This window comes from Citrobacter sp. LST-B2, from assembly GCF_057983045.1.
Genome location: NZ_CP192598.1, coordinates 3,083,839 through 3,105,024 on the forward strand (window position 1 = coordinate 3,083,839; position 21,186 = coordinate 3,105,024).

Genomic DNA, 21,186 nt, shown 5'->3' on the forward strand with positions numbered 1-21,186 from the left:
ATTAGTCCTTCAGTAACTCAATAATTAGGCTTTGTTCTTCAGAAGTCATGCCCGCAAAAATTGGCAAACACAATACTCGATCTGAGATATAATTTGCCACTTGTAGATTTTGAATCGCTGAGGACTTAATACCGCGATACATTGGCATGTTGCTTATTAGCGGATAGAAATATCTGCGAGATAATACACCATGATTTTTCAAATGAGCATAGAGCTCATCTCGCGATTTAGAAAAACCATCCTGAATGATAATAGGAAAATAAGAATGATTGCTATTTGATAAAGTAGAAAGTTTTGGTATCTTTATTCCCTTTAAGCTTATAAGCTCGCTTCGATACCTTGAGTCTATTTTTTTCCGTTCAGCCATTGCTTCTGAAATATGCTTGAGCTGTAACAAGCCAAATGCTGCATTTACTTCGCTCATTTTGCCATTTATTCCTGGTGCTGTAACCGTTACTTCATCGGCAATACCAAAGTTTTTTAATCGGTCTATTCGTTCTTTAGTTTTGATGTCATGCGATATGATAGCTCCACCTTCAAAGGTGTTAAAAACTTTTGTTGCATGGAAACTTAAAATGGATAAATCTCCGAAATTCAAAAGACTGTCGCCATTATAGTTAATTCCAAAGGCATGCGCGGCATCATAGATGACACGCAAACCATAATTATCTGCTATTTTTTGAATTCGCTCCACATCGCACGGATTTCCGTAGCAATGTACCGGCATAATTGCTGTTGTTTCAGGAGTTATGGCCTGTTCTATTTTGTCTGGATCAATATTGAAATTTTCCTCATCAATATCGACAAAAACAGGCTTGAGTGAGTTCCAGATAATGGAATGACTTGTTGCTACAAATGAAAAGGGCGTTGTAATAACCTCTCCTGAAATTCGCAATGCTTGCAGTGCGGTTACAAGGGCAATAGTAGCATTGTTGAATAGAGATATATACTTGACACCCAGGTACTTACATAATTCAGTTTCTAGTTGCTGATGAAATGGACCGTTGTTAGTCAACCATTGATTTTCCCATATTTTTTCAAGATAAGGTACAAACTCACTAAGCTCAGGTAAAAATGGTTTTGTCACCGGAATTTGCTTTGACATTGTAACTCCTAACATTAATTTAGATTATCAAAATCTTTGTTTTTTAAGAGCCATTATGGCTTTAATATTTTCTTTCTGATAAAGTATCAAATATGTAGTATAACTAAATAAAAAAGCTAACAAAATAGTGACATTCTTCATAATCGTTAAAGACGCGCTATTAAAAAAAACCAAGAGCATAATAAAAGAAAAACATATCATCCATGATGGAAAGATTGTTTTTACCTGAACCTTAAAACCAATTGACGATAACTTTCCTGTATAATATGAATTTATTAAAAGTGCAAAATATGAATTTATAGCGATCCCATAGCATAATGCAGTTACACCATATGGTAAACTTACAAGCAATATTATTGTGTTCATTATTTTTTTGATAATTTCAAGTTTCAAAAATAAATCAGATCTGCCCTTTACCTGGAGTAAATTTAGATTTATGGCATGTAATGGGTAAAGTAAATATCCTGCACACAAAACTGAAACCAGTATTCCGGCAGATCGCCATTGTTCGCCAACCAGAAAAGTCAATAATGGCGTTGCAATTATTGCCAAACTAGCCATGACTGGAAATACGACAAGACATGATAATCTGATGATGATTAAATATTTTCCCTCAAGTTCCTCAACGTTATTTTGAATATTGCTTAACAGCGGATATGATACCCGCTGTATAATATTCGTCATTGTCATCGCCGGCACACTTGATAGCTGATTTGCTTGAGTATAGAATCCTAGCTTAGTTGCATCATACCATTTGCCAATTATTAGCGGATAGATATTCGCGTATATTGACTCTAGTAGCGAAGAAAGTAATAACTTATACCCGAAATTAAATAACGTTTTAAATGAATCGGCAGAAAACCCTGTCTTTGGTATCCATGGGTTTAATAAATTCAATATTAGTACATTAATTATTGAAAGCAGCAGTGTTTGCGATACTAATGCCCATACACCAAAATCAAAAAAATATGCCAAAAGAATTGCACAAGCGCCACTTATAGAAGCAGCTGTAATTGATGCCTTTGCCTGCGCTTTGAAATTGAGCAAGACGCTAAGTCTAACCCTCTGCACAACACCTAGCGAATTGATGGGTACAACAAGTCCCAACCAGCGCATTAATGAAGTTAATTCGGGTTTATCATAGAATTCAGAAATTAGTGGCGCCGCAGTCCACAAAATCCCATAACATATTAGTGCTATGACTCCATTGAAAATGAATACAGTTGAGTAGTCAGATTCATTTCTGTCCGTTTTCCTGATAATCGCTGAACTGAACCCACTATCAACAAACACCTGGCTTATTGCAATAAATACCGCCAGCATGCCGATTAAACCGAATGCCTCGGGCCCTAATCTCCTGGCCAAAACCAACATGATAGCTAACTGCACTACCTGAGTGAAAATGCGATCAATTGCACTCCATACAAATCCACTTTTGACTGATTGCGTTTTCATTGAAAGCTATCTGATGCTGCTAAAAAGGGGTAATATTTTATCTTTTTCCGAAAGGGTCATCGCTTCTGTTTCTTTCCAGTTTATCTTCAACTCTGGATCATTCCAAAAAATACCTCTTTCATTGCCTGGGCTATAGTAATTAGTCGTTTTATAAACAAACTCAGCACTTTCACTCAGCACCTGAAAGCCATGTGCAAATCCTTCAGGAATCCAAAGTTGGCACTTATTCTCAGCAGACAGGTTGATTCCGACCCAATGGCCAAAAGTTGGAGACGTTTTACGGATATCAACAGCGACGTCAAAGACTTCCCCAGCGACACAGCGAACTAATTTTCCTTGAGCATAAGGTTCTAATTGATAATGAAGCCCTCGTAGTACGCCCTTCGTTGATTTAGAATGATTATCTTGAACAAAATCAACTTTACGTCCTATTGCCTCCTCAAAAATCTTTTGATTATAACTTTCATAAAAGTAACCCCGCTCATCGCCAAATACTTTTGGCTTAATAATCAATAAGTCTGGAATATCAGTTTTAATAATTTCCATCAATTAATAACCTTTAACCATTTTCTGTAGATATTGACCATAAGCATTTTTTTTGAGCGGTTCAGCCAATTTTTTTACCTGTGCTGCATCAATAAACCCTTTGCGGTAGGCAATTTCTTCCGGGCAAGAGACCTTCAACCCCTGTCGCTCTTCAATCGTAGCAATAAAGTTACTGGCCTCAATCAAACTTTGATGCGTCCCCGTATCCAACCATGCATACCCGCGCCCCATCATGGCGACAGACAGACGCCCTTGTTCCATATAGATACGGTTAATATCCGTGATTTCCAGTTCACCACGCGCCGAAGGCTTGAGATTCTTTGCCATATCAACGACGCTATTGTCGTAAAAATAAAGACCTGTCACGGCATAGTTACTTTTGGGTTCCTGGGGTTTCTCTTCCAGACTAACCGCGGTCCCATTCTTATCAAACTCAACTACACCGTAGCGTTCAGGATCGTTCACATGGTATGCGAATACCGTAGCCCCATTTTCTTTATTAACGGCAGTATCCATTAGTTTTGGTAAATCATGTCCATAAAAGATGTTATCGCCGAGCACTAATGCACAATCATCATTACCGATGAACTCTTCACCAATAATAAAGGCCTGGGCTAACCCATCCGGACTTGGCTGAACTTTATATTGAAGGTTAAGCCCCCACTGGCTTCCGTCACCGAGTAACTGCTCAAAGCGCGGTGTATCCTGCGGGGTGCTGATAATAAGAATATCCCGAATTCCCGCCAGCATCAGTGTCGACAGCGGGTAGTAAATCATCGGCTTATCATAAATGGGCAGTAACTGTTTACTCACTGCCATCGTCACAGGGTACAAACGAGTGCCGGAACCGCCGGCAAGAATAATCCCTTTACGCGTTTTCATATCATTATCTCTTAAATACAAAATGCCCTGTTGCGGGCATTAAAACCAGAATCAGATAGCTGTAGTTGTAAACAACTCATTTAACATACGTTTGACACCATTTTCCCACTGCGGCAAGACAAGGCCAAAATTATGCTGAAATTTTTCAGTATTTAATCGTGAGTTGCCTGGGCGGCGCGCGGGTGTAGGGTAAGCGCTGGTTGGAACAGCCTTAAGATCAGTCAGCGCTAAGTCAATACCTGCATTGCGAGCTTCAGCAAAAACCAGAGAGGCGAAGTCATACCAGGTCGTCGTGCCACCAGCCACTAAGTGATAGAGGCCAGCGACATCAGGTTTGTTCAGCGCGACACGAATAGCATGTGCTGTACAATCAGCAAGCAACTCAGCCCCTGTCGGCGCGCCATACTGATCGTTGATAACGGACATCTCTGTACGATCTTTTGCCAGACGCAGCATGGTCTTCGCAAAATTATTCCCTTTACCCGCATAAACCCAGCTGGTCCTGAATATCAGATGCTTTTGACAATGTTGCTGCAGAGCCTTTTCACCAGCAAGTTTAGTCTCGCCATAGACATTCAATGGTGATGTTTCATCCGTTTCTCTCCAGGCCGTCGTCCCTGTCCCGGGGAAAACGTAATCTGTCGAATAATGAACGACCCATGCCCCTACTTCAGCGGCTTCTTTAGCAATAGCTTCAACGCTGATTGCATTGAGCAATTGAGCAAATTCAATTTCAGATTCAGCTTTGTCCACTGCCGTATGGGCTGCTGCGTTTACGATAACGTCTGGTCGAATGCGACGGACCGTTTCAGCAACCCCCTGAGGATTGCTGAAATCTCCACAGTAATCCGTTGAATGGACATCCAGCGCAATCACATTACCAAGCGGAGCAAGCGAGCGTTGTAATTCCCAACCGACCTGCCCTGTTTTGCCAAACAAAAGAATGTTCATTACTGGCGTTCCCCATAGTTCTGCTCAATCCAGGTTTGGTACGCCCCACTTTTGATATTTTCAACCCATGAGGTGTTTGCCAGATACCATTCAACCGTTTTTCGAATCCCACTTTCGAACGTCTCTTGCGGTTTCCAACCGAGTTCACGGCTGATTTTATCCGCATCGATCGCGTACCGACGGTCATGGCCTGGACGATCGGCAACATAGGCGATTTGTTCTCGGTATGACGCCGTTTTAGGTACGATCTCATCCAACAAGTCACAGATGGTATGCACAACATCGATATTTTTCTTCTCGTTATGGCCACCGATGTTGTAGGTCTCACCAGGGATTCCTTTCGTCACCACGGTATATAACGCACGGGCATGATCTTCAACATAGAGCCAGTCACGAATCTGATCGCCTTTACCATAAATAGGCAACGATTTTCCTTCGAGAGCATTGAGAATAACCAAGGGAATCAACTTTTCAGGGAAGTGGTATGGGCCATAGTTATTCGAACAATTTGTCACCATTGTCGGTAGACCGTATGTACGCAACCAGGCGCGAACAAGATGGTCGCTGGAGGCTTTTGAAGCCGAATACGGGCTACTCGGCGCATAGGCGGTTTGTTCAGTAAAGAGAGGAAGAATACTCCCCTGCGCTACTTCATCCGGATGAGGCAGGTCGCCATAGACTTCGTCAGTAGAAATGTGATGAAAACGGAATTTAGCTTTTTTTACATCGTCCAACCCGGACCAATACCGGCGAGCCGCTTCGAGAAGAATATAGGTGCCAACGATATTCGTTTCAATAAATGCTGCAGGGCCGGTAATAGAACGATCCACATGGCTCTCAGCAGCAAGATGCATGACGGCATCCGGTTGATGAGTTTCAAAAATACGCGCCACTACATTTGAATCACAAATATCAGCATGTTCGAATGAATAACGCTCGCTATTCTCAATTTCAGTCAGTGACTCGAGGTTACCTGCGTACGTTAATTTATCGACATTAATTACGCTGTCTTGAGTATTATTTATAATATGCCGAACGACAGCAGATCCAATAAAACCTGCCCCACCGGTAACAAGTATTTTCACTTTTATTAATCCAGATATTCGATGATATCAGCATTAAAATGCCGATTTAAGCTTACATAATACGTAATGTGAGGCACGCTACCGCCCCTGGCTTTACAGCTACCAGTGCACTGCGTACTCTCACAGACGTGTTGAGCTCTGCTTTCTCTCGCGCAAAGCTGCTAAACTCAAACCCTAATTGTCTTACCAATTGATGTCAGAAACAAGAAGAAATCTTATAAAAAGCGGTGCTAAATTTTGTAGTTAACCCAATGAAATCATAAATATTTTTCGAAGATGAAAAAACGGTAGCAACATTCCGGGCATATCTGCATCACCGCGTCGAATGTTAACTACCGTTATGTGTTTTTACGATCTGACGGACCGTCGATTCTTTAAACTTACTCGCTAAGCAACTTCTCAATACCTTTACGGAACTTAGGCCCTTCTTTCAGATTGCGCAGTCCGTACTTCACAAACGCCTGCATGTAGCCCAATTTCTTACCGCAGTCGTAGCTGTCGCCGGTCATTAGCATGGCGTCAACGGATTGTTTTTTCGCCAGTGCTGCAATTGCATCGGTCAACTGGATACGGCCCCAGGCGCCCGGTTCGGTTCTTTCGAGTTCGGCCCAGATATCCGCTGAGAGGACATAACGCCCTACCGCCATCAGATCGGAATCCAGCGTTTGCGGCTGATCCGGTTTCTCAATAAACTCAACAATGCGACTCACCTTGCCTTCATTATCCAGCGGATCTTTCGTCTGGATGACGGAGTACTCGGAAAGGTCACCCGGCATACGTTTCGCCAGAACCTGACTACGGCCAGTTTCTTCAAAACGCGCAACCATTGCCGCAAGGTTATAGCGCAGCGGATCGGCACTGGCGGTATCAATAACGATATCAGGCAATACCACCACAAAAGGATTATCGCCAATCGCCGGACGCGCGCAAAGAATGGAGTGACCCAGCCCCAGCGGCTGCGCCTGGCGCACGTTCATAATGGTCACGCCCGGAGGACAAATGGACTGCACTTCCGCCAGCAACTGACGCTTCACGCGTTGCTCAAGGAGTGACTCAAGTTCATAAGAGGTGTCGAAATGGTTCTCAACGGCGTTTTTAGACGCGTGTGTGACCAGGAGGATTTCTTTGATCCCTGCAGCTACGATTTCGTCAACGATATACTGAATCATGGGTTTGTCGACGATCGGTAGCATCTCTTTGGGAATTGCCTTGGTGGCAGGCAACATGTGCATACCCAGACCCGCTACCGGTATAACTGCTTTCAAATTACTCATTATTTCATCCACCTGTAAAATGGTTGCTGAATTATAGCCTTTTGACTCGTTTTAGCCAGCATGAATTAGTTAGAGGAAATCATCGCTGCTTTGTCACTGATGCTACGCCGGTCACTGATAAATTGCAGTAGCTATAATCTTAAGTATGGACCGATTTCGCCAGGAATGGTCGCAAATTCACCCCCTCCCCACCGGTAAGCGGAAGTTGATCGCATCAACGTTCACCACATGATGGTTTATGCGGTCTATATCCACTGAGCTTTGCCCCTTCTCATTCACCGCATGTACGTTTGCCAACGACAGCAGCGTGTCATCTTTCGCCATAAACTTACCGCGCACGTCTTTGCGCAGATCAAAGTGCATCTTCAGCGCCGGTCCCGTTGCTGACTCTTGCATCACCTTGATATTGCGCAGAAAAAGATGCTGCGGCTGATTATGCAACTCCAGCGTCGCCCGCTTCATCTCGATGTTGGTCAGTGCAACGAAGGAGGTGGCATTACCGGAGGAAATTTGAATGCCGCGCAATTTATATTCAAGCTGCGTGTTATCAAGGGAGATATGGTTGAGTTTGAAATTTTGCGGGATGGAGAGATATTTCCCTTTGACCACGCCATAGCCAATGAGCATCCCGGCACTGTTAACCATATCGACATTATCAATCACAAAATTATCGCAACCGTAAATGGCAACCGTCGCGTTGTCGATGCCTGCCTTTTTGCTGAAATCCGGGGTGATGTTCTTCGCCTTCACATTGCGAATCACAAAATGTTTGCCGTTCTCGACATGCACCAGTTGCCGACAATCTGATCCGGTAATGTTGGCGACCACAAAATTTTTAACCGTCTGCTGCTCCGGATAGGTGTTGTCGTAGGTGCTCCCCGCAAGCCCAATGCCAATCCCCCAGTTAATCTTGCCGTTGGTACAGTTGATCCGTTCAATGACGTGGTCAGAAATCAGGATATTGCGATCGTTAATAGCGACATTCCATTCGATGGCGTCACCCTGCAAGTCGCTGAAACGGCAGTGGGTAATACGCGCGCCATCGACCTGATTGTGGAATCCCTGACGCAGAATCGCATAGTTGGCCTGGGTCACGGTGAGATTATCGATGACCAGATTGCGCATCACGCGCGGCTTTTTCCCACCAATATAAATCTGCGTCACCGGCCCAAAACCGCTCATCGCAAGGCCGTTAATCACACAATCGGAACCGCGTACATCCAGCGTAATATTGTGCAGGCTCCCCCCCTTCTCGCCAGTGACCTGACATCCCTCCAGCAACACAAAGCGACCACGCCCATTACCGCTCAGGCGGCCCAGCACATGCAGCGTTTTTCCCGGTGGGATAAAAATGCCGGTATTGATGTTCTCGCACACCAGTCCCGCTGGCACCACCACGGTCTCTGCGTCGCTGAAGGCCTGTCGAAAGGAGGCAATCCAGTCTTTCGCATTGTAATCCTGAATATTGACGGTTTTGCGGGACGCAACAGCGCGGGCAAAAGGTGAATGGAGGACAGGAAGTACGGCAAGCGCGGAGCTTGCCGTCAGGAAGGTACGTCGGGAGAGTGTTTTCTCTGGCATACAACCTCGGTTTACATCGTTTGCAGCAGGCTGGCCAACTGACGATTGATCACCTGCTGATTAAAATCATGTTCAACTTTTTCACGCGCGCGCTGGATGATGGGTTCCAGCGTCTGGTGATCAAGTTGGCTGAACAACGCGATCTGTTGCGCCAGCGCATGGGCGTCGTTTTCCGGTACCAGCCAGCCGGATTCCCCGGCATCCACCAGCTCCGGGATCCCACTGTGAACGGTAGAGACCACCGGGATCCCCACCGCCATCGCTTCCATCAACGCAACGGGAATGCCTTCCATGTCGCCATCCGTGCCGGTAATCGACGGCAACAGAAAGACATCCGCGTTATCCAGCATCGTTTTCACTTCATGGCTGGGCTTAAATCCCGGCATCTCAATCACGTCATCAAGCTGATACTGCTCAATCAACGTGCGCAATCGCCGCTCCCAGGGACCCATACCCAGAATGCGATAACGAAACGCCACACCCTGCTCCTTCAACTGGCGGCAGGCCTCTATCGCCACATGCAGTCCTTTTTTCTCAGTCAGTCGCGCAACAGAGATAATCTCCAGCGGCGTACCGGGGGCTTTCGCTGGCCGGTGCGTAAAGCGTGTCATATCCACGCCCATCCGTGAAACGGCAATCTTCTCCGGCGGACAGCCCATGCTTTTCAGCCTTCCAGCCCAGAGATCGCTAATCGGCAACATCAGATCGCCACGACGGAACAATTGCTGGTACTCCGGCGTGTAATGGTTAAGAACTTCCCGACTGGAAATATCAATACCGTGAAAAATCGTCGCAATCTTGCCCTGAATAACGCCCAGCTCTCGCAGCTTCGCCGCCGTTACGCCGGCCGGACCAAAGTGGGCGATAAAGACATCCGCACGCAGGGGTTGACTTATCTGCGCACAGATTGAAGAGAGGATCAGGTTACGTGATTCATCGCCGTAGCGAGAGAAGTTGAGCGATTTCCACGTCGTCGCCCGGTGCAGTCCTGACAGCGTTTTCACTGCCCGAGTGCGCAGCTTTGCCAGACGTCCCGGCGGCTCGTCCTGTAGCCAGCGCGTTCTGGCCGCCAGGCCATATTTTTCCCAGGCGGCATGCGTATTTTGCGTGTCACCTTTTTGCAGGGCGACAATCTCAACGTCAAAACCCATGTCGATAAACGCGGTAATCTGGTTGAGGACGAAGGTTTCCGACGACAGCGGAAATTTCAGTAAAAAAAAGCTGACCTTCATTTCCCCTCCCCGATGCGCGTTAACACCGACTCCACCATACGGTATCCCTGTTCACGCTCGCGACGCACCGCCTGCGCAAGACGCTCATTGATCTGCGGCAACTGTCCGAGCGTATCCGCCACCATCGCTTGCAGACTGCCATCCAGCAGATGACGGATATCTATCGCCATCTCCGGCATCCCCAGTTGCTGCATGATGCCCGCCGATTTGTGCTCGTAATTAATCGCAATAGCAGGCGTCGCGAAGTTCATCGAGATAATGGCGGAATGCAGGCGTGTGCCAACCGTCAGGTCGCATGCGCCGAGGATCTTGCCCATCTCCAGATCATTGAGTTCATCCATCACCACGTGGTAACGCGCCGGGTCGCTGACGTACTGGCGCAGATTCAGCGCCACCATGCGGTCATCTTTGTTATAGCTGTCAATGCCGGTACAGGTAGACAGTGCGATAACCTGATAGCCCTCATCCAGAATGCGGTTGACCACACCAGCGAAGGCTTTCTCATAAGCCTCCTGCGTGGTGCCCAGGCGTTTATCAAACGGCGCCAGTTCTCGCAGGGTAATTGCCACCGTTTTCTGCTGCGCCGCTACGCTCAGCCAGTGTTGAACGGCATAGCCCGGCGTAAAATCTTCATCGTGATGATCCACCAACCAGGCGGTATCCACGCCGTGCTCCACTTTTTCAGTGGTGATGTCACTGCGTTTCATCAGCTCCAGGCTGACCGACTCCCGCAGGATCAGTGCATCACAGTGGCCGAAAACATAGTTAGCCAGTTGATTAAATTGCGGATCCTGGAACGGACCGACGCTGTGACCGACCATGTACAGTGGTTTTTTCGCCATAAAGGTACACAGCGCGTGTTCAAACTGCGGAACACCGTACAAGTCGACGAAGAACGAACCACCCACCTGAACGATAGCGTCATAACCCGCAAGCAAACGCACGAAATCGGTAAAACCCTGAGCAATCGCGATATTACGCAGCTTGCCGGTATCGGTAACGCGGGAAAGCAGCACCTGATGCTGATAGCGACGACGGAGGATTTTTTTCACCCGCCCCACTACGCCAGCCGCGCTGTTGTGCTGTTTCATCTGTAAAAAGAGCGGATCGCCCATCACCGGACGGTTCAAAAGCCAGGACGAACTCACCGGGTAGCGGCTCATCACATCCACTTCCGCGTCAGGCTCGAGGCGGTGAATGGCGTCCAGCAGACCACGTAAAATCGCACTGTCGCCACGGTTGCCGCAGGTATGGTTGCCCAGAATCAATAATTTCATTTCACCCTCTTAAAATCGTTGCCATCCGGCAAAACTTATCCTGCACGAAGCAAGGTTTTCATTTTTTCGCTGCGACAAAACTGGCGCTTCATCTCCACCACCAGCGGATGGCGTGAGAGCACGATCATCACCGCGAACGCCAGCGCACCGGCGGCAATCTGCGTCGCCAGCAGCACACCGAGCGACAGATGTCCCTGTAACGCGATACCCAGACCGTAGCTCACCGCCAGCGTCGGCAATGAGAGATAGAACGGCAGCCACAGGCTCAGAATGTACTGGCGGTAGCTGGAACCCAGCACCGGTTTGATCATCACGAAATAGCTCAGAATGGTGTTGATAATTTGCACCAGCAGGAAGCCCAGCGTCACGCCAATTGCGCCCGCCATCTGCCCGCCGACAATAATCGCCGGGATGAACAGGAACGTTTTAAACACATTGAATTTAAAGCTGATGTCTACCCGCGCTTTCGCCATCAACAGCGAACCAATCGGATTACCAACCGAGCGCAGCAACCCCACCACGCACAGCAGTTGCAGCACAGGAATGATGCTGTTCCACTTCTCGCCAAAGACCAGCGGCACAAAATTATTAGCAACCACCATCAGGCCCAGCAATGCCGGGAAGTTGATAATGCCCACCACGGAAAGCAGTTTGTAGAAGTTCACGCGCAGCTTCTGGGTGTCGTCCTGAATTTTGGCAAATGCCGGAAACAGCACGCGGGTGATGATGGGGTTGAGCTTCATCGGCGGCACCACTGCCACGTTATACGCCAGGTTATAGCCCCCTGCGACGCCGGCACCGAGAATACGCGCCAGCACCAGCGTGGAAAGGTTGGTGTTGACGTAGTTGATGATGCTGTCCGCCGTCAGCCACGCACCAAAGCGCAAATTCGACGAAACGGACGCCAGCGAAAAGTGCAGACCCGGACGGTAGATCTTGCGGCCAAAATAGCCAAACAACAGCGTGCGCACCGCGCTATTTACCAGGTAACCGAGTATGGCCGTCATCGCCAGCGGCCAGAAATGCGCGCTGACAACGGTAAATGTAAAACCTGCCAGTACAGCGCTGGTTTCAATCATCCCAATCTTGTTGAACTCCAGCTCTTTCTGCATCAGCGCGCGGAACTGCTGCCCGTGCGGGATCACCACAAACGCCAGCGACAGCGTTTTAATCAGCGGCACCAGATCCGGGTTATGCAGCACATTGCTAATCACATCGCTAAGCAGGAAGACCGCCACACAGACGATGATTCCCAACCCGACGTTCAGCCAGTACAGCGTGGTCAGCTCAAGATGGCTTATCGCCTTGCGCTGAATAATGGAGTTGGCAATACCGAAGTCAGACAGCGTATCGGCCAGCGCAATGATCACCAGCGACACGGTCAGCAGGCCGAACTGGTGGTTATCGACGATCCGCGCCAGTACCGTCATCTGGATAAGCCCAAGGCTGATAATGATCACCGTGGCAATCGCCGACCACTTCGCGCCGCTGATGGTTTTTTCACGTAAGCTCATGACCGTTCCTCAGTACGCCGCTTTGTTAACAAAGCCCTTAAACACCGTCAGAAAAACGATCTTGATGTCGAACCACACGCTCCACTCGCGGATGTACTCCAGATCGTACTCCACGCGTTTTTCCATTTTCTCCAGCGTGTCAGTTTCACCGCGCCAGCCGTTGATTTGCGCCCAACCGGTGATCCCCGGCTTCACCTTGTGGCGTAGCATGTAGCCTTCAATCAGTTGACGATACTGTTCGTTATGCGCCACCGCATGCGGACGCGGCCCGACGATAGACATGCCACCGGTCAGCACATTAATAAACTGCGGTAGTTCATCCAGCGAGGTACGACGCAGGAAATTCCCCACTCGGGTGACGCGCGGATCGTTCTGCGTCGCCTGTGTGACGACCTTGTCGTTTTCCATCACCTTCATTGAGCGGAATTTCCACACGTTGATCGGTTTACCGTCCATGCCATAACGGGTCTGACGGAAGATGATCGGCCCCGGCGAACTCAGCTTCACCGCCAGCGCAATGCAGCACAACACCGGTGAGATCAGCAGCAGGATCAGCGACGCCAGCACGATATCTTCCGCACGCTTAAGCAGACGGTTGATACCCGACAGCGGCGTGTCATACAGCGGCACCACCGGCACGCCACTCACCTCTTCGATGCGGGAATGCAGAATGTTGAAGGTAAACACGTCCGGAATGAGAATCACCGAACAGGTGGTATCCGCCAGTTCGCGCACCAGTTTTTTCACCCGCGCGCCGTCGCACATCGCCATCGCAATGTAGACGTTATGGATGCGTGACGCTTTCGCGTCTTCAACCAGTTGTTCGAGGTTACCTGCCCAGTCAGAGGTAACGCCGCCCGGTTTCGGATCGTGATAAACGCCAACTACCTCAAAACCTAACCACGGTTCGTTGCGGAAGCTATCGAGCAGCGCCCGTCCGGCAGGCAGATCGCCCGCGACGGCCACCCGACGCGTGTTGTAGCCACGGTTGCGTAGCCATCCTGCACCGATGCGAATAAACGATCGGCAGAAGACCAGTCCGACGCTGGTCAGCAGATACCACGCCAGCCAGACCGCGAGGCGGTTATCGAAATCCTGATTGAATGCCACCAGACCGGCGCTAAAGACGAGGCTCAGCGTCCAGTTTTGCAGCAGGAGAGTCAGTTCAGTGGAAATTTTGACGCCGCGCCATGAGCGATAGAAATCGGTTATGCCACCCAGCATCTGGAAAACAACCAACGTGATCAGCGCCACCAACAGGTGCATATACAGGAAAGGCAGTCCACTGACTTCGCAGACAACCCACAGCCCGCCAAACATGATGGTGATATCTGAAAAGCGTTGCACCATAGAGATTAACGATGCATTGGTTTTGGCCCGTTCGCGCTTTTTTAGATTTGTCATCGTTGTTCCTGTTATTAGCCCCTTACCCGCCAGCGGGTAAGGGAAGATCTGACCTTACTGATTCAGTAACGCCAGCAGAGTGCGCGTTCGCGCTTCCATCAGCGGAATATCGCCGCGTGACTCCACGTTCAGGCGTACCACCGGTTCGGTGTTGGAGGAGCGCAGGTTGAAACGCCAGTCGACGAACGACATGCTGATGCCGTCGGTTCTGTCCACCGCCAGCGCCTCGCTGGCAAAGTGTTGTTCCACCCGAGAAATCGCTGCCGCCGGTTCCTCCAGCTTGCTGTTGATTTCGCCGCTCGCCGGGAATGCCGCCATCCGGTCTCGTACCAGTTCACCCAGTGACTGTCCCTTCAGACACACCAGTTCCGCCACCAGCAACCACGGGATCATTCCGCTGTCGCAGTAAGCAAAATCACGGAAATAGTGGTGGGCGCTCATCTCGCCGCCGTAGATGGCGTCTTCGTGGCGCATCCGCTCTTTAATGAAAGCGTGACCGGTTTTCGACATCACCGGCGTGCCGCCCGCCGCTTTCACCACATCCACCGTGTTCCAGGACAGACGCGGGTCGTGAATGATTTTGGCGCCCGGCTGTTTTTCGAGGAACGCTTCCGCCAGCAGGCCGACAATGTAGTAACCCTCGATGAACTGGCCTTTCTCGTCGAACAGGAAGCAGCGGTCGAAATCACCGTCAAAGGCAATCCCCATGTCCGCGCCATGTTCAATCACCGCATTGCGGGTATCGGCGCGACACTCCGGCAACAGCGGATTAGGAATGCCGTTCGGGAAGTTGCCGTCCGGGGTGTTATGCACTTTGATCAATTCTACCGGCACGCCCAGCGCCTGAAAGCGCGCGTCGATGGCGTCCACCACCGGGCCTGCCGCGCCGTTACCGGAGTTGATCACCAGCTTCAGCGGGGTGAGGTTTTTAACATTGATGTAGCCGAACAGATGGTCGATATAGGCATCACGCAGGGAGATTTGCTTATAGCTTCCGCGCTGCGCGGGGTTCACCGGCGGGAAGTCGTTGGCCTCGGCCAGACGCTGCACGTCACGCAGACCGGTATCGCCACTGATGGGACGCGCGCCTTCGCGCACCAGCTTCATGCCGTTGTAGTCCATCGGGTTGTGGCTGGCGGTGACTTCAATCCCGCCGTCCACGCCAAGGTGGAAAGTCGCGAAGTAGATCTCTTCGGTGCCCGACAGGCCGATATCCAGCACGTCAACGCCGGCATCCTGCAACCCTTTTGCCAGCGCCAGCTTCAGCGCCTCACTGGTCAGACGCACGTCGCCGCCCAGCACAATGGTTTTCGGCTTCAGAAATTCGCCGTAAGCGCGACCAATCCGCCACGCAATCTCTTCATTCAGCTCTTCGCCCAGCCTGCCGCGAATATCGTAGGCTTTGAAACAGGTTAATTTTGTCATGTTTTTACCCTTATTCAGGCAACAGTTGTCCCTCTCCGGACTGGAGATATTTTTTGTAAAGTACATAACCATTAGATTTCGCGTTGCAGGAAGGCGGCGATTGCGCGTATCCCCGGGAGCTTAGTCAACGAAGTGACCGGGGTGCGTAAAGGAAGCCAACGCATCTGCGGCGCGAAAGATGATGGTTAGGGCGTCACACCCGGCCGTAGCGATCCTCAAACCGCACTACATCATCCTCTTCGAGGTAAGAACCTGAGCGCACTTCAATCAGATCGAGTGGAATTTTCCCTGGGTTTTCCAGACAGTGGGTGGCTCCCAGCGGAATGTAGACAGACTCGTTTTCACCGAGCAGTTTGATCTCACCGTCAATGGTGACTTTAGCGGTACCCGCCACCACCACCCAGTGTTCGGCGCGGTGGTGGTGCATCTGTACCGACAGCCCTTCCCCTGGTTTCACGGTGATGCGTTTGACCTGATAGCGGTCACCGGCGTCGATGGAATCATATTTCCCCCACGGACGGTACACTTCGCGGTGAATATGGTGTTCGTGGCGGCCATCGGCTTTGATTTGTTCAACCACTTTTTTTACGTCCTGCACCGCGTTACGGTCGGCAATCAGCACCGCGTCTTTGGTCTGCACCACCACCAGGTCTTTCACGCCGACGGTGGTCACCAGTCCCGATTCGGCATAGACGTAGCTGTTTTCGGTTTTATGGCTGATGACGTCGCCGTGATGGACGTTTCCCTCGGCGGTATGGGCGCTGATTTCCCACAGCGAGGACCAGGAGCCGACATCGCTCCAGCCCGCATCCATCGGCATCACCACCGCATCCGCCGTGCGTTCCATTACTGCGTAATCGACAGATTCTTCCGGACACGCCAGGAATGATGCTTCATCCACGCGAATGAAATCGAGATCCGGATCGACCACGCTCATCGCGTTTTCGCAGGCTTCCAGGATATCGGGACGGTATTTTTTCAGCTCTTCCAGATAGCGTCCGGCGCGGAACAGAAACATCCCGCTGTTCCAGTAATAATCACCGCTGGCGACATAGGCCTGCGCTGTTTCCAGACTCGGTTTTTCCACAAACTGCGCAACGTCAAACGCCACGGCATCGTTAACGCCGGGGGTGACATCGCCACGACGGATATAGCCGTAGCCCGTTTCCGGCAGATCCGGAACGATACCAAACGTGACCAGCTTTCCGGCTTCGGCGTACGGCATCGCGTTGCGCACCGCGTCGCGGAAGGCCTCTTCGTTGGCAATCACGTGGTCTGCCGCCAACACCAGCATCAGCGGGTCGCAGTCCGGACTGTGACGTTTTGCCGCCAGCGCCGCTAATGCAATGGCCGGCGCGGTATTACGTCCCGCCGGTTCAAGAATAATGTTCTCCGTCAGTTTATTAAGCTGACGCAATTGCTCCGCGACGATAAAACGATGCTGCTCGTTGCAGATCACCACCGGACTTTCGCACTCCACGCCGTTAAGACGACAAATGGTCGTTTGCAGCATGGTGAGATCGCCTTTCAGGCACAGGAACTGCTTAGGATAAAGTACACGGGAAAGCGGCCATAAGCGGCTACCGGAGCCACCGGCCATCACAACCGGATAGAGTGTTGTCTGACTCATAATTTAATCCCGAATATCATTCATAAATTGACGTAGCACATTCTCTTTATCGAGCGTGCGTTCGGCATATTCACGTGCCACCGTGTTGTTTTTTGGCATGGTGAGCGCCATCGTTATCCCTGCCACCAGCGCATCGACCGATTCCGGCTCAACGCACACCGCAATGCCTGCATAGCGGTCGCAAAGCTGGCCGAGTTCCGTCTCAGGTTCTGCGGTAATCACCGCATTGCCGCCCACCGCCAGAATATTGGTCAGCTTGGAGGGCAGAACGGCATCCGCCGCCCCGCGTTTTTGCACCACCAGGTGGCAATCGCCCATCTTCAATAGCGCAGGCAGCGCCTCGTAAGGCTGCAACGGGAAAAACAGAACGTTGCGCAGACCGCGCTCGCGGGCCATTTTCTCCAGACGCGCTTTGCCGCCGCCCTGCCCGACGATAGCGAAAACCAGCGGCTGCTCACGCAGTTGTTCCGCCGCCGCAATCACGTTTTCCAGCCCTTGCTTCTCGCCGATATTGCCGGAGTAAAGAATGATTTTTTTGTCATCCGGCAAACCAAGCTGTTGGCGGAGGCTGATAACCTCGTCATCGTTAACATTCTGAAAACGGGCGACTTCTGACCAGTTAGGGAAGAAGATCACTTTCTCTGCCGCCACCCCTTTCGCCTGGGCTTTATTCATCATTGAGCGGGAGATGGTGGAGACATTGTCGACGTTATGCAGACCGCTACGCTCGAAAGCGGTCGCCAGCTGTGCCACTTTGCCGGTTTTACCGTTGCCTGCCAGACCGAGCCCCAGCATCGCATCGACTTCATAATCCTGAATGTGCAGCAGCGTGCGGGCGCCTGAGAGTTTCGCCAGCAGCCGCATTCCCGGCGTACAAAACAGCGTGGGCACCACGCCAATAATGCGATCCGGCTTCCAGCGACGCTGCGCCATCAGCGGGAAAAAGCTGCTGAGGGCGAAGCTGCCCAGATGCAGTAATCGTTTCAGTGTTGACGGCTGCTTTGGCACATACAGTGGGCAGCGCCAGACAGTGGCATCCCCCTCTTCCCGGCGATAGCGCCAGGCTGAATAGCGCTCGCCCACTTTCCACTGCGGGTAATATGGCGGCGCGGTGATAACCCGCACATCATGGCCTTCGCGCGCCATCCACTCCACCATTTCACCGGTGTATTTACCGATGCCGGTTAACTCCGGTGAGTAGTTGATGCCATACACAAGGATCCTCATAATCCCAGCGCCTTAGCCTGACATTCCGGCAAAAAATACGCCCGACTGTTGTCATGGACGTTGTCGCTAGCCAGCAACGCCGCGGGCGTCAGCCAGCAGTAAGCGCCGTGCTGCGCGTCAGGCAGAGGCAAATCATGCGCCTGCACCCGCAGTCGGAAACCGAGCACGATGTAATGCGTTGAGAAGTCTTCACCGGAAAAGTTGTCGTCATAGAAATGCTGCCAGACGCCATAAAACTCCCCGGCAGACAGCGGCAAACGTAGCCCCAGTTCGGCTTCGGTCAGGCGTTCGAAGGCCGCACTCAGCGGCTCATCTTTTTGCACCCGGCCACCGGGCACGAACCAGAAGCCCTGCGCCGGTCGGTTCAGTCGTTTACCCAGCAGAAATTCCCCCTGCGCGTTTTCCACGATCAAATCGAGGGAGACAAGCGGCGTGGAACGCACGACGGTAGCAAAATCTTCCTGACGTAAAAACATGTTTACCCCCGGAACCGATGCTGATTCTCAAGGAACCACTGATATGTGCTGGCAAGGCCCGCTTCCAGTGAGATCTCGTGATACCAGCCCAGCTGATGCAAACGGGTCACATCCAGCAGTTTTCGCGGCGTACCGTCCGGCTTCGTCGCGTCAAATACCACGCGGCCCTTGTAGCCCACAACCTGAGCGATGGTCTGCGCCAGTTCGCGAATGGTGCAATCCACGCCCGTACCGACGTTAATGTGCGACAGCATCGGCTGGGTGTTCTCCTGCCAGACTTCGCTGTCCAGTTCCATCACATGGATGCTGGCGGCGGCCATATCATCGACGTGCAGAAACTCACGCATCGGCGTCCCGCTGCCCCACACCACCACGTCCGCCGCATTCTGCATGGTCGCTTCGTGGAAACGACGCAGCAACGCCGGGATCACGTGCGAATTGCTCGGATGGAAGTTGTCATGTGGACCATACAGGTTGGTCGGCATCACGGAACGATAGTCGCGCCCGTACTGGCGGTTGTATGACTCGCACAGTTTGATACCGGCAATCTTGGCAATGGCATACGGCTCGTTGGTTGGTTCCAGCGTGCCCTGCAACAGTTCACTCTCCGCCATCGGCTGTTTTGCCAGTTTGGGATAGATACAGGACGAACCGAGGAACAGTAGCTTATTCACGTTATGCAGATGCGCGGCGTGAATGATGTTGCTTTCCATCATCATATTTTCAAAGATGAAATCGGCCGGATACGTGTTATTGGCAACAATACCGCCTACCTTCGCCGCCGCCAGATAAACCTGATCGATACGCTCAGTGGCAAAGAAATCCAGCACTGCCTTGCTGTCCAGCAGGTTCAGCTCATCGCGGGTGCGCAGCACCAGCTCCACATCACCACGCTGCGCAAGCTGGCGGGCAATCGCGGAACCCACCATTCCGCGATGACCAGCAATAAAAATACGTTGTTTGCTCATTCTCAGGACTCCAGCGCGATGGCAACCTCGTAGCCATGAGATTTCAGCAGGGAGTGTTTCTTCGCCGCTTCCAGATCTTTAGCGACCATCTCGGAGACCATTTCCTGCAACGTAATTTCCGGTTTCCAGCCCAGTTTCTCATGCGCTTTGCTCGGGTCACCCAGCAGAGTTTCCACTTCTGCCGGACGGAAGTAGCGCGGATCAACGGCCACAATCACATCACCCGGTTTCACGCCTGGCGCGTCATGACCGGTGACAGAAACCACAATCCCTTTCTCTTCCACGCCTTCGCCTTCAAAGCGCAGTTTGATCCCCAGCTGGGCCGCCGCCATTTCGACGAACTGACGCACGGAGTACTGCACGCCGGTCGCGATCACGAAGTCTTCCGGCTGTTCCTGTTGCAGCATCATCCACTGCATTTTGACGTAGTCTTTCGCATGGCCCCAGTCACGCAGGGAATCCATGTTGCCGAGATACAGGCAGGACTCCAGCCCCTGAGCGATGTTAGCAATCGCGCGGGTGATTTTACGGGTGACGAAGGTTTCGCCACGACGCGGCGATTCATGGTTAAACAGGATGCCGTTACAGGCGTAGATACCATAGGATTCACGGTAGTTGACGGTGATCCAGTAGGCGTAAAGTTTGGCGACCGCATACGGCGAGCGCGGGTAGAATGGCGTGGTCTCTTTTTGCGGGATTTCCTGCACCAGACCGTACAGCTCAGAGGTCGATGCCTGATAGAAACGGGTTTTCTTTTCCAGACCGAGGAAGCGGATGGCTTCCAGCAGACGCAGCGTTCCCATCGCATCCACATCGGCGGTGTATTCCGGCGATTCGAAGGAAACCGCAACGTGGCTCATCGCACCCAGGTTGTAGACTTCATCCGGCTGCACTTCCTGCAGAATACGCGTCAGGTTGGAGGAGTCCGTCAGGTCACCGTAGTGCAGATGGAATTTCGGGTTGCTCGCATGGGGATCCTGATAGATGTGATCCACGCGCTCGGTGTTAAATGAAGACGCACGACGCTTAATACCGTGAACCTCATAACCTTTTTCCAGCAGAAGTTCTGCCAGGTAAGAACCATCCTGCCCGGTAACGCCGGTAATGAGAGCGACTTTAGACATTTTATTACCTCTTAATTATCCCCTAAATCG

Annotated in this window: 18 protein-coding genes; all 18 read right to left on the reverse strand. The window is 51.1% G+C overall.

Translation table 11 applies throughout. From position 1 onward, the window contains the following. Nucleotide 1 precedes the first annotated feature (1 nt). On the reverse strand, nucleotides 2-1,105 hold the full coding sequence (gene vioA, locus ACQ0PY_RS15010; protein ID WP_090049761.1) for a dTDP-4-amino-4,6-dideoxy-D-glucose aminotransferase VioA: 1,104 nt from the start codon (nucleotides 1,103-1,105) through the stop codon (nucleotides 2-4). Between the two features lie 27 nt (nucleotides 1,106-1,132). Then, nucleotides 1,133-2,560: a lipopolysaccharide biosynthesis protein gene (locus ACQ0PY_RS15015; RefSeq protein ID WP_090049759.1), complete on the reverse strand. Its 1,428-nt coding sequence runs from the start codon at nucleotides 2,558-2,560 to the stop codon at nucleotides 1,133-1,135. 6 nt (nucleotides 2,561-2,566) lie between these two features. Further along, nucleotides 2,567-3,106 (reverse strand): dTDP-4-dehydrorhamnose 3,5-epimerase, encoded by a 540-nt coding sequence (gene rfbC, locus ACQ0PY_RS15020; RefSeq protein WP_090049757.1) that lies wholly within the window; start codon nucleotides 3,104-3,106, stop codon nucleotides 2,567-2,569. Between the two features lie 3 nt (nucleotides 3,107-3,109). Continuing rightward, entirely contained in the window at nucleotides 3,110-3,988 is an 879-nt protein-coding gene (gene rfbA / locus ACQ0PY_RS15025; RefSeq protein ID WP_446894153.1) for a glucose-1-phosphate thymidylyltransferase RfbA, read from the reverse strand. 51 nt (nucleotides 3,989-4,039) lie between these two features. Beyond that, on the reverse strand, nucleotides 4,040-4,939 hold the full coding sequence (gene rfbD / locus ACQ0PY_RS15030; RefSeq protein ID WP_090049751.1) for a dTDP-4-dehydrorhamnose reductase: 900 nt from the start codon (nucleotides 4,937-4,939) through the stop codon (nucleotides 4,040-4,042). Next, nucleotides 4,939-6,024 carry a dTDP-glucose 4,6-dehydratase gene (gene rfbB / locus ACQ0PY_RS15035; RefSeq protein ID WP_109740374.1) on the reverse strand — a complete coding sequence of 362 codons (1,086 nt, stop codon included), beginning with the start codon at nucleotides 6,022-6,024 and terminating at the stop codon, nucleotides 4,939-4,941. Before rfbB ends, rfbD begins: the two co-directional genes overlap by 1 nt. Before the next feature lie 380 nt (nucleotides 6,025-6,404). Further along, nucleotides 6,405-7,298 (reverse strand): UTP--glucose-1-phosphate uridylyltransferase GalF, encoded by an 894-nt coding sequence (gene galF / locus ACQ0PY_RS15040; protein WP_044266075.1) that lies wholly within the window; start codon nucleotides 7,296-7,298, stop codon nucleotides 6,405-6,407. Nucleotides 7,299-7,475: 177 nt separating this feature from the next. Continuing rightward, nucleotides 7,476-8,879 carry a colanic acid biosynthesis protein WcaM gene (gene wcaM, locus ACQ0PY_RS15045; RefSeq protein ID WP_109740375.1) on the reverse strand — a complete coding sequence of 468 codons (1,404 nt, stop codon included), beginning with the start codon at nucleotides 8,877-8,879 and terminating at the stop codon, nucleotides 7,476-7,478. Between the two features lie 11 nt (nucleotides 8,880-8,890). Then, nucleotides 8,891-10,111 carry a colanic acid biosynthesis glycosyltransferase WcaL gene (gene wcaL, locus ACQ0PY_RS15050; RefSeq protein WP_109740376.1) on the reverse strand — a complete coding sequence of 407 codons (1,221 nt, stop codon included), beginning with the start codon at nucleotides 10,109-10,111 and terminating at the stop codon, nucleotides 8,891-8,893. After that, nucleotides 10,108-11,388 carry a colanic acid biosynthesis pyruvyl transferase WcaK gene (wcaK, locus tag ACQ0PY_RS15055; protein ID WP_043000195.1) on the reverse strand — a complete coding sequence of 427 codons (1,281 nt, stop codon included), beginning with the start codon at nucleotides 11,386-11,388 and terminating at the stop codon, nucleotides 10,108-10,110. Before wcaK ends, wcaL begins: the two co-directional genes overlap by 4 nt. A gap of 35 nt (nucleotides 11,389-11,423) precedes the next feature. Then, nucleotides 11,424-12,902, reverse strand: coding sequence for a colanic acid undecaprenyl disphosphate flippase WzxC (gene wzxC / locus ACQ0PY_RS15060; RefSeq protein WP_109740377.1), 1,479 nt, complete (start codon nucleotides 12,900-12,902; stop codon nucleotides 11,424-11,426). 9 nt (nucleotides 12,903-12,911) lie between these two features. Then, nucleotides 12,912-14,306, reverse strand: coding sequence for an undecaprenyl-phosphate glucose phosphotransferase (gene wcaJ, locus ACQ0PY_RS15065; RefSeq protein WP_043000193.1), 1,395 nt, complete (start codon nucleotides 14,304-14,306; stop codon nucleotides 12,912-12,914). A gap of 54 nt (nucleotides 14,307-14,360) precedes the next feature. Beyond that, nucleotides 14,361-15,731 carry a colanic acid biosynthesis phosphomannomutase CpsG gene (gene cpsG, locus ACQ0PY_RS15070; protein ID WP_043000192.1) on the reverse strand — a complete coding sequence of 457 codons (1,371 nt, stop codon included), beginning with the start codon at nucleotides 15,729-15,731 and terminating at the stop codon, nucleotides 14,361-14,363. Nucleotides 15,732-15,924: 193 nt separating this feature from the next. Beyond that, the gene (gene cpsB / locus ACQ0PY_RS15075; protein WP_043000191.1) at nucleotides 15,925-17,361 is read right to left on the reverse strand and encodes a mannose-1-phosphate guanyltransferase; all 1,437 of its coding nucleotides are present in this window, start codon (nucleotides 17,359-17,361) and stop codon (nucleotides 15,925-15,927) included. A 3-nt stretch (nucleotides 17,362-17,364) separates the two neighbouring features. Then, nucleotides 17,365-18,588 carry a colanic acid biosynthesis fucosyltransferase WcaI gene (wcaI, locus tag ACQ0PY_RS15080; RefSeq protein WP_043000190.1) on the reverse strand — a complete coding sequence of 408 codons (1,224 nt, stop codon included), beginning with the start codon at nucleotides 18,586-18,588 and terminating at the stop codon, nucleotides 17,365-17,367. Beyond that, complete coding sequence (locus ACQ0PY_RS15085; protein WP_043000189.1) at nucleotides 18,585-19,064, reverse strand: GDP-mannose mannosyl hydrolase; 480 nt, start codon at nucleotides 19,062-19,064, stop codon at nucleotides 18,585-18,587. The genes wcaI and ACQ0PY_RS15085 overlap by 4 nt, the downstream gene beginning before the upstream one ends. A gap of 2 nt (nucleotides 19,065-19,066) precedes the next feature. Continuing rightward, nucleotides 19,067-20,032, reverse strand: a complete 966-nt coding sequence (gene fcl, locus ACQ0PY_RS15090; RefSeq protein ID WP_043000188.1) for a GDP-L-fucose synthase — start codon at nucleotides 20,030-20,032, stop codon at nucleotides 19,067-19,069. Nucleotides 20,033-20,034: 2 nt separating this feature from the next. Beyond that, a complete protein-coding gene (gene gmd, locus ACQ0PY_RS15095) occupies nucleotides 20,035-21,156 on the reverse strand; it encodes a GDP-mannose 4,6-dehydratase (protein ID WP_043000187.1) in 1,122 nt (373 codons plus the stop codon). Nucleotides 21,157-21,186 lie beyond the last annotated feature (30 nt).